Below are 22,127 nucleotides of genomic sequence, written 5' to 3'. Positions count from 1 at the left end.
GGAGTTCGGCCAACGTCCGAGCCCCGTCCCTTGACGGCCCTCGGCCCCCCGACCTACATTGCTTCCACATAGTAGAACAATACTTCCGCAATACGGAAACAGCCGCCGAGATGGTGGGCGACTCGTTTCCGCCTGGCCGAAGCAGGAGCCCTCCCATGCCTCGTATGACCGCCGCCGCAGCGGCCGTTGAGATCCTCAAGCGCGAAGGCGTCACCAACGCGTTCGGCGTGCCCGGCGCGGCGATCAACCCCTTCTACCGCGAGCTCAAGAACGTCGGCGGGATCAACCACACGCTCGCTCGCCACGTCGAGGGCGCGTCCCACATGGCCGAGGGCTACACCCGCGCCGAGGCCGGCAACATCGGCGTCTGCATCGGCACCTCCGGCCCGGCCGGCACCGACATGATCACCGGCCTGTACTCCGCGATCGCGGACTCGATCCCGATCCTGTGCATCACCGGCCAGGCCCCGGTCTCGAAGCTCCACAAGGAGGACTTCCAGGCCGTCGACATCGCCTCGATCGCCAAGCCGGTCACCAAGGCCGCCACCACGGTCCTGGAGGCCGCCCAGGTCCCCGGCGTCTTCCAGCAGGCCTTCCACCTGATGCGCTCCGGCCGTCCCGGCCCGGTCCTCATCGACCTGCCGATCGACGTCCAGCTGACCGAGATCGAGTTCGACCCGGAGACCTACGAGCCGCTGCCGGTCTACAAGCCGTCCGCGACCCGTGCCCAGGCCGAGAAGGCCCTGAGCTTCCTCCTGGAGGCCGAGCGCCCGCTGATCGTCGCCGGTGGCGGCATCATCAACGCCGACGCCTCCGACCTGCTGGTCGAGTTCGCCGAGCTGACGAACATCCCGGTCATCTCCACCCTCATGGGCTGGGGCACCATCCCGGACGACCACGAGCTGGCGGCCGGCATGGTCGGCGTCCAGACCGCGCACCGCTACGGCAACGCGACCTTCCTGGAGTCGGACACCGTCATCGGCATCGGCAACCGCTGGGCCAACCGCCACACGGGCTACAACCTGGAGGCGTACACCAAGGGCCGGAAGTTCGTCCACGTCGACATCGAGCCCACCCAGCTGGGCAAGATCTTCGCCCCGGACTACGGCGTCGCCTCCGACGCCAAGGTCGCCCTGGAGCTCTTCGTCGAGATCGCCAAGGAGTGGAAGGCCGCGGGCAAGCTGCCGGACTTCTCGGCCTGGGCCGCCTCGGCGCAGGAGCGCAAGGCCACCCTGCAGCGCCGTACGCACTTCGACAACGTCCCGATCAAGCCGCAGCGTGTCTACGAGGAGATGAACAAGGCCTTCGGCCCGGAGACGCGCTACGTCACCACCATCGGCCTCTCCCAGATCGCCGCCGCGCAGTTCCTGCACGTCTACAAGCCGCGCCACTGGATCAACTGCGGCCAGGCCGGCCCGCTCGGCTGGACCATCCCGGCCGCGATCGGCGCCGCCACCGCGCAGCCGGACACCCCGGTCGTCGCCCTCTCCGGCGACTACGACTTCCAGTTCATGATCGAGGAGCTGGCGGTCGCCGCCCAGCACAAGGTCCCCTACGTCCACGTCCTCGTGAACAACGCCTACCTGGGGCTGATCCGGCAGGCGCAGGGCGGCCTGGGCATCAACTTCGAGGTCAACCTCGAGTTCGAGAACATCAACACCCCGGAGATCGGCGCCTACGGCGTCGACCACGTCAAGGTCGCCGAGGGCCTGGGCGTCAAGGCGATCCGCGTCACCGACCCGGAGAAGCTGGGCGAGGCGTTCGAGCAGGCCAAGAAGCTGGCCGTCGAGCACCAGGTCCCGGTCGTCGTCGAGGCCATCCTGGAGCGCATCACCAACATCGCGATGAGCAAGACGGTCGACATGAGCGACGTCACCGAGTTCGAGGAGCTCGCCACCGAGCCCGGTCACGCTCCGACGGCGATCAAGGCCCTGAAGGTCTGATCATCCGCCAGAGGTGACGGCCCCCGCTCCGAGAGCACCGGAGCGGGGGCCGCTCCGCGTCCGCGCCCCCGCGCGGCCGCTCACCGCGACGCCGGTCCCTGCGCCGCTCACCGCGACGCCGGTCCCTGTGCCCGTACCAGCGTCGCCCCCGCCTCCGTCCAGTCGTAGAGGACGGACCTTCCCGCCCGCCTCCGCCGTACGAGACGGGCGTCGAGCAGCACCTTCAGATGCCGCCCCACCGAACCGAGCCCCTGTCCGGTCAGTGCCACCAACTGGCTGGTGGACTTGGGTGTTTCGAGGCGTACGAGCACCCCGGCCCGCGCGCTCCCCAGGAGGACGCCGAGCGCCTCGGGGACGGCCGGGCCCTCCGCGTCGGCCAGCGCGCCCGCGCACGGGTAGACGATCGCGAAACGCTCCGTGCCCTCCCACGACACCCATCCCCGGCGCGGCGTCACCGGTACGAGGAACAGGCGCCCGCCCGCGGCCGACCGGGGCGGAAAATCACGGGTGTTGACCTGCAGCCGCCCCTCGCCGAGCCAGCGCGTCCGCCCCGGTGCCAGCTCGTCGAGCGCCGCCGCCCACCCGCCGGCGGTCAGCCGCGCGGTACGGGCCACCACGTCCGCCTCCAGGACGCGCCGCCGCCGCGGCCAGGTCGGCAGGACCGCCTCCCGCCAGACCCAGGCCAGCAACTCCGCCATCCGGTGCGGCAGATCGGTCGCCGACGCGAGCGGTTCCGGCACCGGGCCGCCCAGCGAGACCGCCAGATCCGCCGACGCCGCCGAGGGCGGGGTCTCCCGGATCCTGGCCAACTCCTCCTCGAAGGACGGCTCGCCCTCGCCCAGGGGAGTCGGGGTCACGAAGTCCGCGTTCCACGCGGTCCCGAGCGCGGCCCGCACCAGCGCGGCGTCGAGCGGCTCGGCCGCCAGCCGTGCCCGGTAGGCGGGCAGACGGTCCGTCAGCCACGCGCGCTCGCCCGGATGGGCGGGGTCCGGCAGGTCCAACGCCTGCAGCGCCGCGATGGTCTCGGCCAGCGGGGACACCAGGAACCGACTGCCCGCGAGCGCGTCGGCGTCGATCTGCCACCAGCCCATGTTTCGCCTCCCCGCGAAACAGTACCGGCGGCCCCCTCGCCCTCGGAGACTCCGGCCCATGCGCAGCTATCAGGAGCTCTTCCGCACACCGGAGTTCACCCCGCTCTTCCTCACGGCGGCCGTGCAGGTCGCGGCCCAGACGATGGCCGGTCTGGGTCTCGCCACGCTCGTCCTGCGGTCGACCGGCTCCCCGTTCCTCTCCGCCCTCGCCCTCTTCGGTCCCGCGCTCGCCCAGGTCGTCGGAGCCGCGACGCTCCTCTCGGCCGCCGACCGGCTGCCGCCGCGCGCCGCGCTGGCGGGCATCTCGCTCGTCTTCGCCCTCGGCACCGCGGCCCAGGCCGTGCCCGGGCTGCCGACGGGCGCCGTCTTCGGCCTGCTGCTGGTCCAGGGCCTCGTCGGCTCCGTGGGCGGCGGGGTGCGCTACGGACTCCTCGGCGAGGTCCTTCCCCGCGCGGGCCATCTGCTCGGCCGCTCGGTGCTGAACATGGCCGCCGGCGTCTGTCAGATCGCCGGGTTCGCGGCCGGCGGGGTGCTGGTGGCGACGGTCTCGCCACGCGGAACGCTGCTGATCGCCGCCGGTCTCCACCTCGCCGCCGGGCTCCTCGCCCGTCGCGGCCTGTCCCGCCGCGGGCCGCGCGCGACCGGCCGCCCCTCGGCCGCCGAGACGTGGCGCACCAACGCGCGTCTGTGGTCCTCCCGCCCGCGCCGCCTCGTCTACCTCGCCCTCTGGGTCCCCAACGGGCTGATCGTCGGCTGCGAGTCGCTCTTCGTCGCGTACGCCCCCGACGCCTGGGGGCCGTCGGGGACTCCCGACAGCGCCGGGCTGCTCTTCGCCTGCGCCGCGCTCGGGATGCTGATCGGGGACACCGTGGTCGGGCGGCTGCTGCCGACGGAGCGGCGGGCCGGGCTCGGCCCGCCGCTCCAGGCGCTCCTGGCGGCCCCGTACCTGCTCTTCGCGCTCGACCCGGGGCTGCCGCTCGCCCTGGTCGCGGTGACGGTGTCCGGCGTGGGCTACGGCGCGAGCCTGATCTTCCAGGAGCGGCTGCTGGCGCTGGTGCCGGACGAGCTCCGTGGTCACGCGCTGGGGCTGCACTCCGCGGGGATGCCGGCGCTCCAGGGGCTGAGCGCGGCGCTGGCCGGCGCCGTCGCCCAGCTCACCTCGCCCGCGGTGGCGATGACGGTGCTCGCCGCCGTCTCACTGGCGGTCGGCGGGGCGCTGGTGCTCACCGAGGGGCCGTCGAGCGGACCACGACCGTCTCCTCGCAGGGCCCGTCGGCGAACAGCTTGAGTGCCTCCACCTCGTCCTTGTCGGCGCTCAGTCCCCAGCGCAGCTTGGTGCCCAGCCATTCGGCGACGTAGCGGCAGTACTGGGCCGAGGAGGACGGGACCCATCCGGCGGGGTCGCGGCCGGCCTTGTCCCGCTGGCTGCGGGCGGTGACGGCGGTCAGGGTGCCGGGGGCGCCGAGGTCGTTGGCGTACTTCTCGCGCCGGGCCGTGGTCCAGCCCGAGGCGCCCGATTCCCACGCCTCGTCGAGGGAGACGACGTGGTCGACGCGGAGGGCGGCCGGATCGGTGACGGTCTGGCCGTCGTAGTACGAGGTCCACCTGCCGCCCGTCAGGGTGCAGCCGGGGCCGGTCTTCGGTGCGTCGACGGCCTCCTCGAGGAGGACCTCGGCGCGGGTGTCGCAGCCGTCGGCGGGGTCGAGCCCCTTGTTCCAGTGGGGGAAGGCGGACGCCTGGTATCCGGCGGGGTTCTCCGCCGCCTCCGTGAGGTCGGCGAGCGCGTCGGGGAAGAGGACCACGTTCGCGGAGAGCGCGGGGGAGGGCACGGCGACGGGGGACAGGATCAGCGCGAGCGGAGCCAGGCCCCGCACCAGGTTCTTGATCATGTACGAGTGGATAGCGGCGGCGGAGGGGCGCACAGGGGGAGAACCGCGGTGCGCTCGCCCGTGCGGGTGTGGATCTTCACCGCAGAAACGATGCGCTGTCCGGCGCGGGTGGAGGGCATGCGAAAGAGCGCGGAACCAGGGACCGTAAACCTGGTTCCGCGCTCTCGTTGTGCCCGCCCGACGGTGCGAGGCTGGCGCGACAGGACGTTCGCGCCGCCGGGCGGAGTCTTGGGGGGAGGTGGGGCGTTGGGACCGCGGCGGTGACGACGGGCTGATCGGGGATCCCTTCCTTCAGGTCAAGAAGGGGCCCGTTCCGCCCTTACCACCGCACTGGCTCGCACACCGCCGCGGTCCTCACGCTGTCCGTTCCGCCGGCCACCCCTCATCCGGGCCGTCGGTCCGGACGGCGTACGGCAGCTGACCTCCCGTCAAGTGCCGTACGCGGTCTGGAAACCGGGATCAGTCCTCGCGCAGGGCGCGGACCGCCTCCTCCACGCGCTTGCCGTAGTCCGCGTCGGCGGCGGCGAAGTGCGCGATGTTCTTCTCGATGACGTCCTCGCGGGAGACCTGGGAGAGGCCACCGGCGATGTTGGCGATCAGACGCTGCTTCTCGGCCTCGGACATCAGGCGGTAGAGCTCGCCGGCCTGGAAGAAGTGGTCGTCCTTGGCGTGCTCGGGCGCCGCGTGGGTGCCGGTCCAGCCGTGGATCGCCAGCGGGGCGGAGGGCGCCTCGTCGGTCTGCGCCGGGCCGGAGTACGAGTTGGGCTCGTAGTTCTTGTCGTAACGCGAACCCTGGCGGGTCGCCATGTAGCCGTCGCGGCCGTAGTTGTCGGCCACCGTCGCCTTCGGCGCGTTCACCGGCAGCTGGGTGTGGTTGACGCCGAGGCGGTAGCGGTGGGCGTCCGCGTAGGCGAAGAGGCGGCCCTGGAGCATCTTGTCCGGCGAGGGGCCGATGCCCGGCACGAAGTTGTTCGGGGAGAACGCGGCCTGCTCGACCTCGGCGAAGACGTTGTCCGGGTTGCGGTCGAGGACCAGGCGGCCCACGCGCTGCAGCGGGTAGTCGCTGTGCGGCCACACCTTGGTGAGGTCGAACGGGTTGAAGCGGTAGTCCGCGGCCTCGGCGGCCGGCATGACCTGGACGTACAGGGTCCACGAGGGGTTCACACCGCGCTCGATGGCCTGCAGCAGGTCGGTCTGGTGCGAGTTCGCGTCCTGGCCGACGAGCTCGGCGGCCTGCTCGGCGGAGAGCGAGCGGATGCCCTGGTTCGTCTTGAAGTGGTACTTGACGAAGAAGGCCTCGCCCGCCTCGTTGGTCCACTGGTAGGTGTGGGAGCCGTAGCCGTTCATGTGGCGGTACGAGGCCGGGATGCCGCGGTCGCCCATGAGCCAGGTGATCTGGTGCGTCGCCTCGGGGGCGTGCGCCCAGAAGTCCCAGACGTTGTCCGGCTCCTGCTTGCCCGTGAACGGGTCACGCTTCTGGGAGTGGATGAAGTCGGGGAACTTGATCGGGTCCTTGATGAAGAACACCGGGGTGTTGTTGCCGACGAGGTCGTAGTTGCCCTCTTCGGTGTAGAACTTCAGGGCGAAGCCGCGCGGGTCACGGACGGCGTCCGCGCCACCGAGCGAGTCGGCCACGGTGGAGAAGCGCAGGAACGTCTCGGTCCGCTTGCCGACCTCGGAGAGGAAGTCGGCCTTGGTGAAGCCGGTGACGTCGTCGGTCACCTCGAAGTAGCCGTACGCGCCGGAGCCGCGGGCGTGCACCACGCGCTCCGGGATCCGCTCACGGTTGAAGCGCGCGAGCTTCTCCAGCAGGTGCTGGTCCTGGAGGAGGATGGGGCCACCGACGCCGGCGGTGGCGGAGTTCTGGTTGTCGGCGACGGGGGCGCCGGACTCGGTCGTAAGCACGCGCTTCGACATCGTGACCTTCCGTACGGGAGCTGCACTGCTGGGTGCTCTGGAGCGTAAATACGCCCGGAACGAGACGTCAACAGTTTGTTGAAAATGAAGTGTGGTGTTCCGGACGGCGGCGGCGCCTGGGCGCGACAGGACAGTTGTCAGCGCCGCCGCCGTCCGGAAATCAGGGCCCCGTGAGGGGGTGCGTCAGACCTGCTGGCCGGAGAGGCGCTCGACGGCGCGCAGCAGGGCCGAGTGGTCCAGGCCACCGTCACCCTGCGCACGCAGGGAGGCGACGAGCTGGGCGACGACGGCACCGACCGGGAGGGCCGCGCCGACGTTGCGGGCGGCGTCGGTGACGATGCCCATGTCCTTGTGGTGGAGGTCGATCCGGAAGCCGGGCTTGAAGTCCCGGTTCAGGAAGTTGTCCTTCTTGCGGGTCAGGACCGTGGAGCCGGCCAGGCCGCCGTTGAGGACGTCGAGCGCGGCGTTCAGGTCCACGCCGGACTTCTCGAGGAAGACCACGGCCTCGGCGCACGCCTGGATGTTGACGGCGACGATCAGCTGGTTGGCGGCCTTCACGGTCTGACCCGAGCCGTGCGGACCGCACAGCACGATGGTCTTGCCGAGGGCCTCGAGGATCGGCAGGGCCTGGTCGAAGTCGGCCTGCTCGCCACCCACCATGATCGACAGGACGGCCTCGATGGCGCCGGCCTCGCCGCCGGAGACGGGGGCGTCGATGACGCGGATGCCCTTCTCCTTGGCGTTCTTCGCGAGGTCCACGGAGGTCTGCGGGGTGATCGACGACATGTCGACGATCAGCGCGCCCTGCTTGGCGTTCTCCAGGATGCCGTCGGGGCCGTAGGAGATGGCCTCGACCTGCGGGGAGGCGGGCACCATCGTGACGATCACGTCGGCGTCCTTGACGGCCTCGGCGATCGACGGGGCGGCGGCGCCGCCGGCCGCGGCGAGACGGTCCAGCTTGTCCTGCTCCAGGGTGAAGCCGGTGACGGAGTAGCCGGCCTTGATCAGGTTCTCGGACATGGGGGAGCCCATGATGCCGAGGCCGATCCACGCGATCTTGGGGAGGTTGCTCATTGGGGGTACCTCTCGGGGTTGTGCGATGTCAGGGGGAGCTGACGCCCGGCTGGGGCGGGCGGGGGTGTCGGCCCCCGTCCGGTGTCAGCGGGCGGCGCGGGCCTCGGCCGGGAGCCACTCGAAGGACGCGGCGGCGTCGGCGGCCTTGTACTCCAGGCCGACCCAGCCCTCGTAACCGGCCTTCTTCAGCTCGTCGAGGAGCTGCTCCAGCGGCAGGTCGCCCGTGCCCGGCGCGCCACGGCCCGGGTTGTCGGCGATCTGGACGTGGCCGGTCTTGTCGGCGTACTGCGCGATGACCTGGCTGACGTCCTCGCCGTTCATCGACAGGTGGTAGATGTCGAGGAGGAACTTGGCGTTGCCGAGCCCGGTGGCCTGGTTGACCTTGTCGACGACCTCGATCGCGGACGGGGCGCTCACCAGCGGGTAGAGCGGCGACTCCGGCTTGTTCAGGGTCTCGATCAGCAGGATCGCGCCGATCCGGTCGGCCGCGCGGGCGGCCAGGACCAGGTTCTCCAGGGCGAGGGCGTCCTGGATCTGCGGGTCGACGCCTTCCACGCGGTTGCCGTAGAGCGCGTTGAGCGCCTTGCAGCCCATCGAGGCGGCGAAGTCCGCCGCCACCTCGATGTTGGCGCGGAAGCGGTCCGACTCCTCACCCGGTACGGAGAGGGCGCCGCGGTCGGGGCCGGGCAGCCGGCCGGCGTAGAAGTTCAGGCCCACCAGCTGGGTGCCGGCGTCGTCCAGAGCCTTCTTGAGCGCGTCGAGCTCGCTCTGGTCGGGGGTGGCGGTGTCGATCCAGGGCCACCACAGCTCGACCGCGGTGAAGCCCGCCGCGGCGGCGGCCGCGGGGCGCTCCAGGAGCGGGAGTTCCGTGTAGAGGATCGACAGGTTCACATCGAAGCGCTGGTCCGTGTATCCCATGAGGGGCGGCGCTCCTTCCGTATTGCGGAAGTAAGTTTCTGTCTGACGGAATGTTGCAAGCGGTGCGCCCCACTTGTCAAGAGGGTCCGGCAGCTCAGGGCTGCCGTCGGCCGACTCCTGGCCAGTAGCGTGGGGGCATGGTGCGTTTGAAAGTGGAGTTCACGACCGAGCCGTTCGACCTCGACGAGGCGCCGGCGCACGCGGTCGTGGCTCGTGAGGTCATCCAGGCGGCTCGGCTGGACGCGGTGGATGTCGGTCCCTTCGGAAACACGGCGGAAGGGGGCGCCGACGAGGTGCTGACGGCCGTGGACGCGCTGCTGCGCAAGTCCCTCGCGGCCGGCGCGACCCGTGTCTCCCTCCAGGTCAACGTGATCGGGGAGGAGTCGTGATCGAACATCCGCTGATCGCCGCGGTGAAGCCGCTGGCCGACGCGATGGGCGCCGAGATACTGGGCCCCGAGCAGGCCGAGCGCGACGACGTGGTGCTCGCCTGGGAGGGGGAGGACGTCCTCGCCGTGCGCCTGCCGCAGCTCTCGGAGTCGCTGGACCACATTCTCGCCGCCATGGAGCGCAGGCACGGGATGCCACTGGCGGAGCTGGACCGCAAGACGAAGCAGGAGGCCGTCCGGATGCTGGAGGCGCGCGGCGCCTTCTCCGTGCGGCACGGCGTGGAGACGGTGGCCGGGGCACTGGGTGTCAGTCGCTTCACCGTGTACAACTACCTGAACAGGGAGACCGCCCTGAGCAGGGAAAAGGCCCCCAAGGAGGGCTAGTTGATCATGTGGGGCCACGGGCCGTCGTCCAGATGTCGGGACGACGGCTTTTGTGTCACCGAGTTTTCAACAAAGTGTTGACGTGATGTCGGCAAAGGGCGTTAGCTATCCGCAGCCCGTCCGACGCACAGCGAAAAACAGCCACGGAGGCTTCCCGTGACTTCAGGTACGACACCGGGCCTCACCCGGTTCAACACCTCGGCGGACAGCGACGCTGTCGCCGCGCTCCACGAGGTGTGTTCCAGCTCGGCGTGGGGGAGCAAGGTTCTCGCCCAGCGCCCGTACACCACCGCCGAAGCCCTCTTCCTCGCCAGCGACGCCGCCATGGCCGAGCTGACCGCCGAGGATCTGGCCGAGGCGATGGCGGGCCACCCGCCGATCGGTCGTCCGAAGGCAGGGGACCCGACCTCCTCCCGCGAGCAGAGCGGGATGGCCGGGGCCTCCGAGGCGCTCAAGGCCGAGATGCTCGAACTCAACCTGGCCTACCAGGACAAGTTCGGTCATGTCTTCCTGATCTGCGCGACCGGCAAGACCGGTGAGCAGATGCGCGACGCGGTCCGTGAGCGGATCGAGCACTCGCCCGAGCAGGAGCGGGAGATCGTCCGCACCGAACTGGGCAAGATCAACCGCATCCGGCTGACCGGTCTCGTAGAGCGCGCAGAGAACGAGGAAGAGAACGCATGAGCACCGACACCACCGCTTCGGTGTCCACCCACATCCTGGACACCAGCATCGGCCGCCCCGCCGAGGGCGTGGCCATCACGCTCGCGGCCCGCAGCGGCTTCGACGCGCAGTGGGTCACGCTCGGTGGCTCCGCCACCGACGCGGACGGGCGCTGCAAGGACCTGCCGGCCCTGCCGGAGGGCACCACCCACGTACGTCTCGACTTCGAGACCGAGGCGTACTTCTCCAAGAAGCAAGCCGAGGCGCAGCAGGACGCCCCCCGCGTAAGGGACAGCGGTGCGTTCTTCCCGGAGGTGGCGATCACGTTCGCCGTCACGCCGGGCGAGCACTACCACGTACCGCTGCTGCTCAACCCGTTCGGCTACTCCGTTTACCGAGGGAGCTAGCAGACATGCCCACGATTCTCGGCCAGAACCAGTACGGCAAAGCAGAGAACCGCGTCGTCAAGATCACGCGGGATGGCGCCACCCACCACATCAAGGACCTGAACGTCTCCGTCGCCCTCTCCGGCGACCTCGACGACGTCCACCTCACGGGCTCGAACGCCCACTGCCTGCCCACCGACACGACCAAGAACACCGTGTACGCCTTCGCCAAGGAGTACGGGATCGAGTCGGCCGAGCAGTTCGGCATCCACCTGGCGCGTCACTTCGTGACCAGCCAGGAGCCGATCAAGCGGGCGCGCATCCGGATCGAGGAGTACTCCTGGGAGCGGATCGCCAGCTCCGACGCCAACTCCAAGTTCATCGGCTCGGACGAGGTGAACCACTCCTTCGCCCGCAAGGGGCAGGAGACCCGCGTCTCGCAGATCACCTACGACGGTGAGAAGTGGGAGGTCATCTCCGGCCTCAAGGACCTCATCGTCATGAACTCCACCAACTCGGAGTTCTGGGGCTACATCAAGGACAAGTACACGACCCTCCAGGAGGCGTACGACCGCATCCTGGCCACGCAGGTCTCCGGTCGCTGGCGGTTCAACTGGACCGACGACGAGCAGCGGATGCCCAACTGGGAGCGGTCGTACGAGCAGACCCGCAAGCACATGCTCGAGGCCTTCTCCGAGACGTACTCCTACTCGCTGCAGCAGACGCTGTACCAGATGGCCACCCGGATCATCAACCACCGTTCGGAGATCGACGAGGTCCGCTTCTCGCTCCCGAACAAGCACCACTTCCTGGTGGACCTGGAGCCCTTCGGGCTCAAGAACGACAACGAGGTGTACTTCGCCGCCGACCGCCCCTACGGCCTCATCGAGGCCACGGTGCTGCGGGACGGAGCCACGGCGCAGATCCCGGTCGACATGACCAACCTCTAAGCGGCACCTCGTGGCCGCCCCCGCCCGCCCGCAGTCGGGCGGGGGCCGCCACCACCGGAGGGACCTACCCATGGCACAGCCAGCATCGGGGCCGGCATCCGCAGAAGGCCCGTGTTCCACACCGTCGGAGACCTCGACGGCCACCTCTTCGGCCGTTCTCGCAGAGGTCCACCCGGTGGACGAGAAGCTCCCCGCCTCACGGCTCGTCCCCGCCGCGCTCCAGCACATCGCCGCCATGTACGCGGGAGTCGTCACGCCCCCGCTGATCATCGGGCAGGCTGTCGGCCTGGACGCCGCCGGAATGACCCGGCTCATCGCCGCGAGCCTCCTCATCGCCGGCTGCGCCACCATCCTCCAGACCCTCGGGGCCGGCCGTTTCGCCGGAAACCGGCTCCCGTTCGTCAACGCCGCCTCGTCCGCGGGCATCGCACCGATGCTGGCCATCGCGGAGACCAGCGCTCCTGGCCACCAACTCCCCGCCATCTACGGTGCGGTGATGGTCGCCGGCGTGTTCTGCCTCGCCGTCGGGCCCTTCTTCGGCAGACTGCTCCGCTTCTTCCCGCCGCTCGTCACCGGCGTCGTGATCACCCTGATCGGCGTCACCCTGATGCCCGTCCCGGTGAGCTGGGCGCAGGGCGGGAACAAGGAAGCCGCCGACTTCGGCGCCATGAAGTACCTGGCGCTCGCCGCCTTCACGCTCGTCGTGATCCTGCTCTTCCAGCGCTTCGCCAAGGGCTTCGTCAAGCAGATCGCCCTCCTGCTGGGCCTCTTCATCGGCACGCTCGCCGCGATCCCCTTCGGGATGGCCGACTTCACCGCCCTGCGCGAGGCGCCCGTCGCCGCCCTGCCCGGACCCTTCGCCTTCGGCGCACCGGAGTTCCAGCCCGCGGCGATCCTCTCGCTGTGCATCGTGATGCTGGTGCTCATGACCGAATCCAGCGCCGGGATGCTCGCCCTCGGTGAGATCTGCGAACGCCGGAGCGACGGACGTACGATCACCCGCGGTCTGCGGACCGACGGGATCGCCACCCTGATCGGCCCCGTCTTCGGAGGCTTCCCCACCTCCGCCTTCGCCCAGAACGTCGGAGTGGTCTCGCTGACCCGGGTCCGCTCCCGCTATGTCGTCGCCGTCGCCGGGTGCGCCCTGCTCGTCCTCGGCGCCTTCCCGGTCCTCGGCGCGGTCGTGTCGATGGTCCCCATGCCGGTCCTCGGGGGTGCCGGCATCGTCCTCTTCGGCTCGATCGCCGTCTCCGGAATCCGTACCCTGTCGGAAGCCGGACTCGACGACAGCTCCAACATCATCCTGGTGGCGGTCGCGCTCGGAGCGGGCATCATCCCTCTCGCCGCGCCCACCTTCTACGCCGAATTCCCGGCCTGGGCACAGACCGTGCTCGGCTCCGGCATCAGCGCCGGAGCGCTCGTCGCGGTCACGCTCAATCTGTTCTTCCACCATCTCGGCACCCGGACCCGTCACGCGGCTCCGGCACTCAAATCCTCCTAGGGTCCTGCCGTGCCCTCCCCCTACGACGTCGTCGCGGGGGAATCCCAACCCCCGAGGAATGAAGGAAGCACCGCCATGGCAGCACCTTCGACTGTCGAGCGCATCGTCATCGAGAACTGTGCGATCGCGACCGTAGACGCCAACGACACCGAGTACGCCACCGGTCACCTCGTCGTCGCCGGCAACAAGATCGAGTCCATCGGAGCCGGCAAGGCCCCCGAGGGCCTGGAGAACGTGGTCCGCCGGATCGACGCCACCGGTCATCTGGTGACGCCCGGTCTGATCAACACCCACCACCACTTCTACCAGTGGATCACCCGGGGCCTGGCGACCGACCACAACCTCTTCAACTGGCTGGTCGCGCTCTACCCGACCTGGTCGCGCATCGACGAGTCGATGGCCCGCGTCGCCGCGCAGGGCTCGCTCGCGATGATGGCCCGCGGTGGTGTCACCACCGCCATGGACCACCACTACGTCTTCCCGCAGGGCTCCGGCGACCTGTCCGGCGCCATCATCGGCGCCGCCAAGGACATGGGTGTCCGCTTCACCCTCGCCCGCGGTTCCATGGACCGCAGCGTCAAGGACGGCGGCCTGCCGCCGGACTTCGCCGTCGAGACCACCGAGGGCGCCCTCGCGGCCACCGAGGAGACGGTCAAGAAGCACCACGACGCCTCCTTCGACGCGATGACCCAGGTCGCCGTCGCCCCCTGCTCCCCGTTCTCCATCTCCACCGAACTGCTCAAGCAGGGTGCCGAGCTGGCCCGCCGCCTCGGCGTGCGGATGCACACGCACGGTTCGGAGACGGTGGAGGAGGAGAAGTGGTGCCACGAGCTCTTCGGCATGGGCCCCACCGACTACTTCGAGTCGACCGGCTGGCTCGGTGAGGACGTGTGGATGGCGCACTGCGTCCACATGAACGACTCCGACATCGCGGCCTTCGCCCGCACGAAGACCGGTGTCGCCCACTGCCCCTCCTCCAACGCGCGGCTCGCCGCCGGCATCGCCCGCGTCCCGGACATGCTGCGCGCCGGCGTTCCCGTCGGCCTCGGCGTCGACGGCACCGCCTCCAACGAGTCGGGCGAGCTCCACACCGAGCTGCGCAACGCGCTCCTCATCAACCGCCTCGGTGCCCACCGTGAGGCCGCGCTCAACGCCCGCCAGGCGCTGCGCCTCGGTACGTACGGTGGCGCCCAGGTCCTCGGCCGCGCCGACAACATCGGTTCTCTGGAGCCCGGCAAGCTCGCCGACTTCGTGCTCTGGAAGATCGACGGCATCGGCCACTCGTCGATCGCCGACCCGGTCACCGCGATCGTGTTCGGCGCCGCTGCCCCGGTGACGGCCTCGTTCGTCAACGGCAAGCAGATCGTCGAGAACAACCGCCTGCTGTTCGCGGACGAGGAAGCGATCGCCCGCGACGCGCGCGCGGAGGCCCAGCGCCTGGCCCGCATCACGGCCCAGGGCTGATCCTCCCCAAGGAGTCCGACCGAGGGGGACGGCCCTCGGTCGGTCGCCACGGACCCGAGCGGGGCCCGTGGCCGGCTGGACGGGGGGTGCCCGTACGTAAAGAGGTACGGCACCCCCCGGACAGTCGATGTGTGTCAGCCCTCCCGGCCTCCCCGGACACACGACGCCGTACCCGAGGACGCAGAACCCCCCACCACCTCATGAGCCCGCACCCGTGAGGCGCACCGCACCGCTTTGCACCACCTCCATGACACCCACGTCACCGCCGACGTGTTACCCGACCGGAGGAACCTCCGTGGCCTTCAAGCCCAGGTTTCGCAGTGATGCGCAAGACGCAGGCGCCGACACCGACGACCAGAAGCATCCGGTCGACGAGACTCTGCCGCCCCTGAAAATGTTCACCAGCGGTCTCCAGCACGTGGCCGCCATGTACGCGGGGGTCGTGGCCCCGCCCCTGATCGTCGGCGCGGCCGTCGGACTCTCCGGCACCGAGCTGACCTTCCTCACCGGAGCAAGCCTCTTCACCGCGGGACTCGCCACCTTCCTGCAGACGCTCGGCGTCTGGAACATCGGCGCCCGCCTGCCGTTCGTCAACGGCGTCACCTTCGCCGGTGTCGCCCCCATGCTGGCGATCGTCGACACGACGGACGACAAGTCCGACGCGCTGCCGATCATCTTCGGCGCGATCATCGTCGCGGGTCTCCTCGGCTTCATAGCCGCCCCGTACTTCTCCAAGCTCGTCCGCTTCTTCCCGCCCGTGGTCACCGGCACGGTCATCACGCTCATCGGCGTCTCGCTCCTCCCGGTCGCCTTCGGCTGGGCCCAGGGGCCGAATCCATCGGCCGAGGACTACGGTTCGACGACCTATCTGACCCTCGCGGCGATCACGCTCGTCGTCGTGCTGGTCCTGAGGCGCTTCACCCGCGGGTTCCTGAAGCAGATCGCCGTCCTGGTCGGTCTGGTCATCGGCACCGTCATCGCGATCCCCTTCGGTGTCACGGACTTCGGTCCGGTGGCCGAGGCGTCCGTGATCGGCTTCCCGTCGCCGTTCCACTTCGGCGCCCCGCAGTTCGCGCTCGCCGCGATCATCTCCATGATCGTCGTGATGCTGGTCTCGATGACCGAGTCGACCGCCGACATGCTGGCGCTCGGTGAGATCGTCGAGCGGCCGGCGGACGAGAAGACCATCGCGGCCGGGCTGCGCGCCGACACCCTCGGCTCCGCCATCAGCCCGTTCTTCAACGGCTTCATGTGCAGCGCCTTCGCCCAGAACATCGGTCTGGTCGCCATGACGAAGATCCGCAGCCGGTTCGTGGTCGCCTGCGGCGGCGGCTTCCTGGTCCTCATGGGTCTGTCGCCGGTCGCGGCCTCGCTGATCTCGGTCGTCCCCCGTCCGGTGCTCGGCGGCGCGGGCGTCGTCCTCTTCGGCTCGGTCGCCGCGAGCGGCATCCAGACGCTCGTCAAGGCCGGTCTGGAGAAGGACAACAACGTCCTCATCGTCGCGGTCTCGCTGGCCGTCGGCATCATCCCGATCACGGCGCCGGAGTTCTACCACGCCTTCCCGGAGACCGCGAAGATCATCCTGGACTCGGGCATCTCGACCGGCTGCGTGGCGGCGGTCCTGCTCAACCTGGTCTTCAACCACCTCGGCAAGCGCGGAGACGAGGACACGGTCACCGCGCCCATGGAACCGGGCGAGGAGATCTCCGAGACCCGCGCGGGCAAGACGGCGCACGTCCACTGAACAGGCCCCGTCCCTCCGACGCTCCGGTCCCCGCGTCCCCCGCGGGGACCGGAGTCGTGCGTGGGTCCGCGGAACCCGGCGGACGCGCGGACGCACGGGCGCGGTCCACGGCCTCCGCCGACCCCGCCGCGGTGCGCACCGTCGTCCTCGTCAACCCCAACTCCTCGACGGACACCACCGCGATGATGACCGCCATCGCCCGGCGGACACTGGGGCCGCGGGTCCTCGGGGTGACCGCGGAGCGCGGCCCCCGGATGCTCACCGACCCGGCCGCCCTGCGCGCGGCCGCCCCGGAGGTGGTCGCCGCCGGCCGGCGGGCCCTCGCCTCCGGGACCTGCGGGGCGCTCCTGGTGGCCGCGTTCGGCGACCCGGGGCTCGCGGAACTCCGGGCCCTCACCCTGGCCTCGGCGCGGGGGCCCGTGCCGGTCGTCGGCATCGGAGAGGCGGCCCTGCTGGAGGCCGCCGCCTCCGGGCGGAGCTTCGGCATCGCGACGACCACGCCGCTGCTGGAGGGGGCCATCGTGGAACGCGTCGCCGCCCTGGGCCTCTCCGACCGCTTCACGGGACTCCGCCTGACCGAGGGCGACCCGGAGGCCCTGTCCGCCGATCCAGAGTCGCTCCGCGAGGGACTGGCGCGCGCGGTCCGGCAGTGCGTCGTACGGGACGGGGCGCGGGCCGTCGTCATCGGCGGAGGCCCACTCGGCGAGGCGGCCGACTCCCTGCGAGCCCGGTTCGAGACACCGGTGATCGCCCCGATCCCGGCGGCCTGCCGCAGGCTGGCACGACTCCTCGCGGCCACCCCCGGCACCGCGTGGTGATCATCGTCTCTACGCTCTGACCATGACGATCGACTGGACGGCCGAGGCCCGACGCCTGCACCAGGGACACCGCTTCGACGCGTGGAGCGGCCGGACCTGGGAGCAGTACCGGGAGCCGACCCCGCCGCCGCTGTCCGCGTCGGAGGTCCAGGAAGCGGAGGAGGAGCTGGGGATCACCTTCCCCGCCGAGTACCGGGACCACCTGCTCCGCCACAGCGCCGGAGGCGGAGTGAACCGGCTCCGCCGAGGAACCGCCGGCTGGGTCTGGCACGGCGACTCCGAGACCAACTACGACCTGCTCACCACGGATTTCCCCCACCCCGACTCCTACCGCGCCTACGAGGACGAACTCGACGAGCGCGAGCCGCTGAGGGAGCACTTCGGGGACGACGGCCCCTTCCAGCGGGCCTGGGACGACTGGGAGGCCGCATACGAGGTCCACCAGGAACGCAAGACCGCGGGAGCGGTGTTCATCCGGGAGCACGGCTGCGGCTTCCACGCCCTTCTCGTCGTCACCGGACCGCACCGGGGCACGATGTGGTTCGACGGGCGGGCCACCTGCGACCAGATCCTTCCCTTGACCCTGGGCGGCCGCCCCCTGTCGTTCGCGGACTGGGTCGACCAGGGGCAGCCGATGCCCTGGTGAACGACGCGGGGCGGCCCGCCATGGCCGCCCCACGGTCGGGACGCGTGCGCGCGCCGGCCGGATCGGCGGGCCGGCGCACGACCGTCGGATCAGGACGCCGATCAGGACACGGGCGGTCGCCAGTCCGGCCGTCGGCCGCTCAGGCCCACCACCCGGTCGAGCGGGGGCGCGTCGTCCGGGACCGGGACGACCGGGCCGAAGAAGCCCTCCCCGTCCGACCCGTCCTCCTGCGGGGTCAGCAGAGCCTCGGACACGGCCAGTTCCCCCTCGCTCACCTCGTACGCCTGGCCCGTGGAGCGCGCCAGGTCCCAGCCGTGGATCACCAGCTCGTTGAGCGCGACCATGCCCATCACGGACGCGGGCATGCCGACGCCGCCCGCCTCGGTGTCCCCCTCCCAGGCCCCCGGCTCGCGCCAGGCCGCCGCCAGTTCGTCCAGGGCCTTCGGCAGGGCCGTGCGCCAGTCGTCCTCCAGAACCGGCCGGACCGAGCCGGGCGGTGTGCCGGTCGTCGCCCCGAAGTCCTTGCGGGCCGCGTCGCGGAAGGCCACGCTCAGGCTCGCGACATGGGCGAGCACCTCCCGTACCGCGTACTCGGGACAGGGGGTCGGGTCCCCGAGCCGCTCGTCGCCGATGCCTTCGGCGAGCCGTGCCACGCGCTCCGCGGCCGTTCCCAGATCGATGTGCTCCGTCGTCTCCATACCCCTTGAGACCGGCGGGGGCGCCGGAACTCATCGCTCGGCTCCGATCCGGCGCCCGCACTCCGTCGCCAGGGCGGGGTAGGCCGCCGCGATCGCTTCGTACAGCCGCCTGTCCAGCAGCCGTTCCGCCTCGGCCCGGCCCGTCGCTCCGTACAGCCCGTCGAGCAGCGTCTCGTACCGCGACAGCGCGTGCCGCAGAAAGCTCACCTGCCACCGCACCAGCGCTCCTGCCGCGACCCCTCCGGGACTGCGGGCGCCGAGCAGATGGCGATGGCGCACGGCCCGCCGCTCCAGCTCGGCGGCGGGGAGGCGTGGCACCCGGATCGGCTCGGCGCGGATCGCCGCGAGCACCGCCTGCCGACGGGCCTCGGCCCCCGCGCGCGCGGCAGCCGATCGGCGGCCCGCGACGGCGGCGCACCGTGCGAACTCCGGTGTCCGCTCCACCGCCTCCACCCGCTCCAGTCGGTAGAGCCGCACCGGTGCGACCGACCACCGGCGCGGATCCCGCCCCTGCACATCGGGCGCCCCCAGCAGGTCCCGCACCATCGCGTCGCTCCATCCGCGCCCGCGGAGCCCGGCCGGCGTCACATAGGTCGTACGGTCCGTCATGAATTCCCCCTCTATTGCTCACGGAGAGTGACGAATCCAGTGAAGCGCACCCGACTGACAACGACCCCTTGCCGAGACCCTCCCCTCCGTGCCATACAGGTCTGGACCATTCCGACGGACGGAGGCATTCCTGTGCAACGCCCGCTCGCCGCAAGCGTGTTGACCGTCGCCGCCCTCGCCGTCGCGGCCTGCTCCAGTGGACCCGAGACGGACACCCGGAGCCCCGCCGCCCCCACCGGAGTCACCGCTTCCGCGGGCAGCGCGAGCACCGTCCACGTGATGTGGAACGCGGCCACCGACGACCGCGGGGTCACCGGCTACGAGGTCTACCAGCAGGGCCGCAAGGTGAAGGACCTCCCCGCCACGACGCTCATGGTCGACATCGTGAACCTCGCCCCCGCCACTCCGTACACCTTCACCGTCCGCGCCCGCGACGCCGCCGGGAACCGCTCGGCCCCCAGCCCTCCCGTCCCCGCCACCACCCTCGCCGCGACCGCCCAGGACCGCACACCCCCGACGACCCCGCAGGCGCTGCGCGCCACCCCCGACGGCAGCCACGCGGCCACCCTGACCTGGACCCCGGCCCGCGACGACACCAAGGTCACCGCGTACGACGTCTACCAGGCCGACGCCCGCGTCCACACCGTCCCCGGCACGGCGACGACCGCCCGCGTCACCGGCCTGCGTCCCGGCACGGTCTACTCCTTCACCGTCCGCGCCCGCGACGCGGCGGAGAACTCCTCCCCGGACAGCGACCCCGCCGACATCACCACCGCCCCGGCTCCCGGCGCCGGCCCCAGCACCGCCCCGACGAACCTGAAGGCGACCGCCCGCAAGGGAGAGATCACCCTCACCTGGACCCCGCCCGGCACCGGCGCCCCGGTCAAGGAGCACCAGCTCTACCTCGACGAAGCCTTCGCCACGACGATCATCTGGGGCGCCGACCCCCCACCCGGCACCGCCACCTACACCTTCACGGTCCCCACCGGCCCCGGCACCCGCTACAGCGTCAAACTCCGCGCCCGCCTCCCCGACGGCACCTGGGGTGACTTCTCCGCCCAGCGGACCGTTGTCGTCCCATGACGGCACCGCCACAGGCGTCGTCGTCCGGCGCGTGCCGGAACTACCCTGGGAAAGGTGGCAGGGACCGTGCTCTCCAACACCGGGCTCGACGCGTTCCTCGACGGAACACCGGAGCTCCGCGACCCTCCGTCCGCGCGCGCCGCCGACGCCGTGCTCGCGTTGTTGTCACTGCGCGGGGCCGACCGGAGGAGCGGGCTGCCCGAGCCGACCGTCCCCCTCGTGCGCCACCTGCTGATCGAGGACGTGCCGGCGTTCGTCTACGCGACGCCCGAGGAGCTGGCGGCCTATCCCGCCGTGCTCGTGGCGCTCACCGAGCGCGTCCGGGAGGCCGGACGGCTCAACGGGAAGCGGCAGGCGCGGATCGTGGCCGCCGTCCAGGAGGCCGTGCCCGACTTCGAGCGGGCGATGCGGGACCCCGGCAATCTGACCTGGCAGCGCTGGTACGCCTCGCTGCTGCGGGCCGACGGGGCGGACGCCGGGGACCCCGCCGCCGTACGGGCGTGGCTCGCCGCCCACGACGGGGTCACCCCGCCGGACGGCCTGCGCAGGGCCGACCTGATGAACCGCAGCGAGGTCGCCGACATGGTGCTCGCCGAGGCGCTCACCGGCGCGTACGTGCGCGAGGCGGAAGCACCCTCGCCCGCCGGGCCGCTGCTCGCCGACGGGGACGTCTCGCACGGGGTCGGGGAGCTGGCGGGCCGGCTGGTCGACCGCTGGACCGCCGAGGGGCTCGCCGCCGCGCTCTCGGGGCCGTACGCCCATCTCGCTCCCGGCCCGGACGCCTTCCCGCACCTCGTCCTCGCCGACACCCTCCTCGACGAGCACCTGAACTACTACGAGGACTCCGCCGTCCCCCTGCCGCCGCCGCCCGTCGAGGCCCACGACCCCCAGCGGTCCGTCGAGGCCGGTGCCGACCTGCTCGCCGCCGCGGTCGAGGAGATGAAGAGCGAGTCCGGCGGCCTCTACGACGGCGAGGCCGCCCACCTGCTGTACGCGCTCTTCCAGCGGGGCTCCTGCGCCGAGTCCGTCGCCCGCAGGGCCGCCGAGTTCGAGGACTGGCCGGTCGACCCGCGGCTGGAGGACGCGCCGGTGCTCGTCCCGGCGAAGGCCCATGACGCCTATGTGGTCCCGCCCGCCGACGAGCTGTCCCGGCTCGTCGGGGCGCCCGTCACCGACGACGACCGCGCCCGCCTCGAACCGTCCGCGCGGGCCATGGCCGACACCGTCGACCGGCTGGCCGGGACCGGCATGGTCTTCCGGACCGGCGACGCCTTCGGACTCACGCCCTGGGGCGTCGAGGTCCTGCACTACCTCCTGCGGGTCCGGGGGGTCGCGGCGCCCGACGCCGCCGAGACCCTCGCCTGGGACGCCTCGACCGTGATCGCCGCCGCCGAGGGCTGGTCCGCCTCCGCCGCCACGCGCGTCCTGACCGACTGGCTCCACGCGCGCGCGGACACCGACGACGCCTGGTCCCAGCTGCTCGCCGCCCTCGGCACCGTCAACGCCGGGACGTACGAGGCCGCCGACACCCGCGCCGTCTTCGGCTTCCTCGACCCGGCCGCCGCGCCCGTCGAGGCCCTGCGCGGAGCCCTCGGCGACCCGGTGATGGGGGCGTACGCGTACGGCGTCCTGCGGGCCAGGGGCGAGCCGGCGGACGAGACCCGCGTGCCGCTGTCCGCCCGAGCCGTGCTGATCCTGGACCGGCTCTCCCGCCGCACGGCCGGGCGGGCGGTCCTCGACTCCGCCGCCGAGGGCTGGCCCGGTGGCGTCGACGCCCTGGTGAAGGAGATGGCCGCGGCCGACCCGTACCGGGCGGAGCGGACGCTCGGCGCGCTCGGGATCGCGGTGCCCGGCATCCGGGTGTCCGGGGCGGGGACGGGGACGGGGAAGCCGCGGGCACGGCGCCGGAGCCGGGGGAGGCGCCGCGCCCGCTGAGCGACCCCGTGGGGGTCGAGCGACGG

The 22,127-nt window shown here is 71.4% G+C and carries 21 protein-coding genes; 14 read left to right on the top strand and 7 right to left on the bottom strand.

Annotated features, from left to right (window positions below; translation table 11 throughout):
• The first annotated feature begins 155 nt into the window (after positions 1 to 155).
• Complete coding sequence (gene gcl, locus AB0D99_RS11175) at positions 156 to 1,943, top strand: glyoxylate carboligase (protein ID WP_362358979.1); 1,788 nt, start codon at positions 156 to 158, stop codon at positions 1,941 to 1,943.
• Positions 1,944 to 2,050: 107 nt separating this feature from the next.
• On the opposite strand, the gene AB0D99_RS11170 is transcribed toward gcl, so the two are convergent.
• Positions 2,051 to 3,034 carry a transcriptional regulator gene (locus AB0D99_RS11170; protein WP_362358977.1) on the bottom strand — a complete coding sequence of 328 codons (984 nt, stop codon included), beginning with the start codon at positions 3,032 to 3,034 and terminating at the stop codon, positions 2,051 to 2,053.
• 58 nt (positions 3,035 to 3,092) lie between these two features.
• On the opposite strand from AB0D99_RS11170, the gene AB0D99_RS11165 reads away from it, so the two are divergent.
• Positions 3,093 to 4,322 carry an MFS transporter gene (locus AB0D99_RS11165; protein ID WP_362358975.1) on the top strand — a complete coding sequence of 410 codons (1,230 nt, stop codon included), beginning with the start codon at positions 3,093 to 3,095 and terminating at the stop codon, positions 4,320 to 4,322.
• Here the strand turns inward: AB0D99_RS11165 and AB0D99_RS11160 are convergent.
• The 4 genes from AB0D99_RS11160 to AB0D99_RS11145 all read right to left on the bottom strand — a co-directional run bounded on the left by AB0D99_RS11160 (position 4,258) and on the right by AB0D99_RS11145 (position 8,832).
• A complete protein-coding gene (locus AB0D99_RS11160) occupies positions 4,258 to 4,923 on the bottom strand; it encodes a DUF1524 domain-containing protein (protein ID WP_362358973.1) in 666 nt (221 codons plus the stop codon). The genes AB0D99_RS11165 and AB0D99_RS11160 overlap by 65 nt on opposite strands.
• Positions 4,924 to 5,382: 459 nt before the next feature.
• On the bottom strand, positions 5,383 to 6,840 hold the full coding sequence (locus tag AB0D99_RS11155; protein ID WP_362358971.1) for a catalase: 1,458 nt from the start codon (positions 6,838 to 6,840) through the stop codon (positions 5,383 to 5,385).
• A gap of 183 nt (positions 6,841 to 7,023) precedes the next feature.
• Positions 7,024 to 7,914 (bottom strand): 2-hydroxy-3-oxopropionate reductase, encoded by an 891-nt coding sequence (locus tag AB0D99_RS11150; protein ID WP_362358969.1) that lies wholly within the window; start codon positions 7,912 to 7,914, stop codon positions 7,024 to 7,026.
• Positions 7,915 to 7,998: 84 nt separating this feature from the next.
• Positions 7,999 to 8,832 (bottom strand): TIM barrel protein, encoded by an 834-nt coding sequence (locus AB0D99_RS11145; protein WP_362358967.1) that lies wholly within the window; start codon positions 8,830 to 8,832, stop codon positions 7,999 to 8,001.
• Between the two features lie 140 nt (positions 8,833 to 8,972).
• Between AB0D99_RS11145 and AB0D99_RS11140 the strand changes: the two genes are divergently transcribed.
• From AB0D99_RS11140 to AB0D99_RS11095, 10 genes are all read left to right on the top strand, one after another.
• On the top strand, positions 8,973 to 9,221 hold the full coding sequence (locus AB0D99_RS11140) for a thiamine-binding protein (protein ID WP_362359105.1): 249 nt from the start codon (positions 8,973 to 8,975) through the stop codon (positions 9,219 to 9,221).
• A gap of 44 nt (positions 9,222 to 9,265) precedes the next feature.
• The gene (locus AB0D99_RS11135) at positions 9,266 to 9,604 is read left to right on the top strand and encodes a helix-turn-helix domain-containing protein (RefSeq protein WP_362359103.1); all 339 of its coding nucleotides are present in this window, start codon (positions 9,266 to 9,268) and stop codon (positions 9,602 to 9,604) included.
• A gap of 156 nt (positions 9,605 to 9,760) precedes the next feature.
• Complete coding sequence (gene uraD / locus AB0D99_RS11130; protein WP_362358965.1) at positions 9,761 to 10,288, top strand: 2-oxo-4-hydroxy-4-carboxy-5-ureidoimidazoline decarboxylase; 528 nt, start codon at positions 9,761 to 9,763, stop codon at positions 10,286 to 10,288.
• Positions 10,285 to 10,674 (top strand): hydroxyisourate hydrolase, encoded by a 390-nt coding sequence (uraH, locus tag AB0D99_RS11125; protein ID WP_362358963.1) that lies wholly within the window; start codon positions 10,285 to 10,287, stop codon positions 10,672 to 10,674. The genes uraD and uraH overlap by 4 nt, the downstream gene beginning before the upstream one ends.
• Before the next feature lie 5 nt (positions 10,675 to 10,679).
• Positions 10,680 to 11,603: a factor-independent urate hydroxylase gene (gene pucL, locus AB0D99_RS11120; RefSeq protein ID WP_362358961.1), complete on the top strand. Its 924-nt coding sequence runs from the start codon at positions 10,680 to 10,682 to the stop codon at positions 11,601 to 11,603.
• A gap of 70 nt (positions 11,604 to 11,673) precedes the next feature.
• A complete protein-coding gene (locus AB0D99_RS11115) occupies positions 11,674 to 13,104 on the top strand; it encodes a nucleobase:cation symporter-2 family protein (protein ID WP_362358959.1) in 1,431 nt (476 codons plus the stop codon).
• A gap of 75 nt (positions 13,105 to 13,179) precedes the next feature.
• Positions 13,180 to 14,568, top strand: coding sequence for an 8-oxoguanine deaminase (locus AB0D99_RS11110; protein ID WP_362358957.1), 1,389 nt, complete (start codon positions 13,180 to 13,182; stop codon positions 14,566 to 14,568).
• A 394-nt stretch (positions 14,569 to 14,962) separates the two neighbouring features.
• Positions 14,963 to 16,312: a nucleobase:cation symporter-2 family protein gene (locus AB0D99_RS11105; RefSeq protein WP_362358955.1), complete on the top strand. Its 1,350-nt coding sequence runs from the start codon at positions 14,963 to 14,965 to the stop codon at positions 16,310 to 16,312.
• Between the two features lie 56 nt (positions 16,313 to 16,368).
• Positions 16,369 to 17,130 carry an aspartate/glutamate racemase family protein gene (locus AB0D99_RS11100; RefSeq protein ID WP_362358953.1) on the top strand — a complete coding sequence of 254 codons (762 nt, stop codon included), beginning with the start codon at positions 16,369 to 16,371 and terminating at the stop codon, positions 17,128 to 17,130.
• A 22-nt stretch (positions 17,131 to 17,152) separates the two neighbouring features.
• Positions 17,153 to 17,776 (top strand): SMI1/KNR4 family protein, encoded by a 624-nt coding sequence (locus tag AB0D99_RS11095; RefSeq protein ID WP_362358951.1) that lies wholly within the window; start codon positions 17,153 to 17,155, stop codon positions 17,774 to 17,776.
• 101 nt (positions 17,777 to 17,877) lie between these two features.
• Here the strand turns inward: AB0D99_RS11095 and AB0D99_RS11090 are convergent, their stop codons facing one another.
• Both AB0D99_RS11090 and AB0D99_RS11085 read right to left on the bottom strand, forming a co-directional pair.
• Positions 17,878 to 18,474 (bottom strand): TIGR03086 family metal-binding protein, encoded by a 597-nt coding sequence (locus tag AB0D99_RS11090; protein WP_362358949.1) that lies wholly within the window; start codon positions 18,472 to 18,474, stop codon positions 17,878 to 17,880.
• 30 nt (positions 18,475 to 18,504) lie between these two features.
• Positions 18,505 to 19,083 (bottom strand): hypothetical protein, encoded by a 579-nt coding sequence (locus tag AB0D99_RS11085; RefSeq protein ID WP_362358947.1) that lies wholly within the window; start codon positions 19,081 to 19,083, stop codon positions 18,505 to 18,507.
• A 132-nt stretch (positions 19,084 to 19,215) separates the two neighbouring features.
• On the opposite strand from AB0D99_RS11085, the gene AB0D99_RS11080 reads away from it, so the two are divergent.
• On the top strand, positions 19,216 to 20,166 hold the full coding sequence (locus tag AB0D99_RS11080; protein WP_362358945.1) for a fibronectin type III domain-containing protein: 951 nt from the start codon (positions 19,216 to 19,218) through the stop codon (positions 20,164 to 20,166).
• A gap of 54 nt (positions 20,167 to 20,220) precedes the next feature.
• Positions 20,221 to 22,101: a hypothetical protein gene (locus tag AB0D99_RS11075; RefSeq protein ID WP_362358943.1), complete on the top strand. Its 1,881-nt coding sequence runs from the start codon at positions 20,221 to 20,223 to the stop codon at positions 22,099 to 22,101.
• The last annotated feature ends 26 nt before the right edge of the window (positions 22,102 to 22,127 follow it).

This window comes from Streptomyces sp. NPDC047971 (assembly GCF_040653355.1).
GTDB lineage: Bacteria > Actinomycetota > Actinomycetes > Streptomycetales > Streptomycetaceae > Streptomyces.
The sequence above is the reverse complement of the archived record's forward strand: the minus strand, read 5'-3'. Positions and strand labels throughout refer to the sequence as shown.

What these genes read in the sequence shown, in the direction of transcription:
- gcl (WP_362358979.1), top strand. Translation starts at nt 156, where the DNA reads ATGCCTCGTATGACCGCCGCCGCAGCGGCCGTTGAGATCCTCAAGCGC.
- AB0D99_RS11170 (WP_362358977.1), bottom strand. Translation starts at nt 3,034, where the DNA reads ATGGGCTGGTGGCAGATCGACGCCGACGCGCTCGCGGGCAGTCGGTTC.
- AB0D99_RS11165 (WP_362358975.1), top strand. Translation starts at nt 3,093, where the DNA reads ATGCGCAGCTATCAGGAGCTCTTCCGCACACCGGAGTTCACCCCGCTC.
- AB0D99_RS11160 (WP_362358973.1), bottom strand. Translation starts at nt 4,923, where the DNA reads ATGATCAAGAACCTGGTGCGGGGCCTGGCTCCGCTCGCGCTGATCCTG.
- AB0D99_RS11155 (WP_362358971.1), bottom strand. Translation starts at nt 6,840, where the DNA reads ATGTCGAAGCGCGTGCTTACGACCGAGTCCGGCGCCCCCGTCGCCGAC.
- AB0D99_RS11150 (WP_362358969.1), bottom strand. Translation starts at nt 7,914, where the DNA reads ATGAGCAACCTCCCCAAGATCGCGTGGATCGGCCTCGGCATCATGGGC.
- AB0D99_RS11145 (WP_362358967.1), bottom strand. Translation starts at nt 8,832, where the DNA reads ATGGGATACACGGACCAGCGCTTCGATGTGAACCTGTCGATCCTCTAC.
- AB0D99_RS11135 (WP_362359103.1), top strand. Translation starts at nt 9,266, where the DNA reads ATGGGCGCCGAGATACTGGGCCCCGAGCAGGCCGAGCGCGACGACGTG.
- uraH (WP_362358963.1), top strand. Translation starts at nt 10,285, where the DNA reads ATGAGCACCGACACCACCGCTTCGGTGTCCACCCACATCCTGGACACC.
- pucL (WP_362358961.1), top strand. Translation starts at nt 10,680, where the DNA reads ATGCCCACGATTCTCGGCCAGAACCAGTACGGCAAAGCAGAGAACCGC.
- AB0D99_RS11115 (WP_362358959.1), top strand. Translation starts at nt 11,674, where the DNA reads ATGGCACAGCCAGCATCGGGGCCGGCATCCGCAGAAGGCCCGTGTTCC.
- AB0D99_RS11110 (WP_362358957.1), top strand. Translation starts at nt 13,180, where the DNA reads ATGGCAGCACCTTCGACTGTCGAGCGCATCGTCATCGAGAACTGTGCG.
- AB0D99_RS11105 (WP_362358955.1), top strand. Translation starts at nt 14,963, where the DNA reads ATGTTCACCAGCGGTCTCCAGCACGTGGCCGCCATGTACGCGGGGGTC.
- AB0D99_RS11095 (WP_362358951.1), top strand. Translation starts at nt 17,153, where the DNA reads ATGACGATCGACTGGACGGCCGAGGCCCGACGCCTGCACCAGGGACAC.
- AB0D99_RS11090 (WP_362358949.1), bottom strand. Translation starts at nt 18,474, where the DNA reads ATGGAGACGACGGAGCACATCGATCTGGGAACGGCCGCGGAGCGCGTG.
- AB0D99_RS11085 (WP_362358947.1), bottom strand. Translation starts at nt 19,083, where the DNA reads ATGACGGACCGTACGACCTATGTGACGCCGGCCGGGCTCCGCGGGCGC.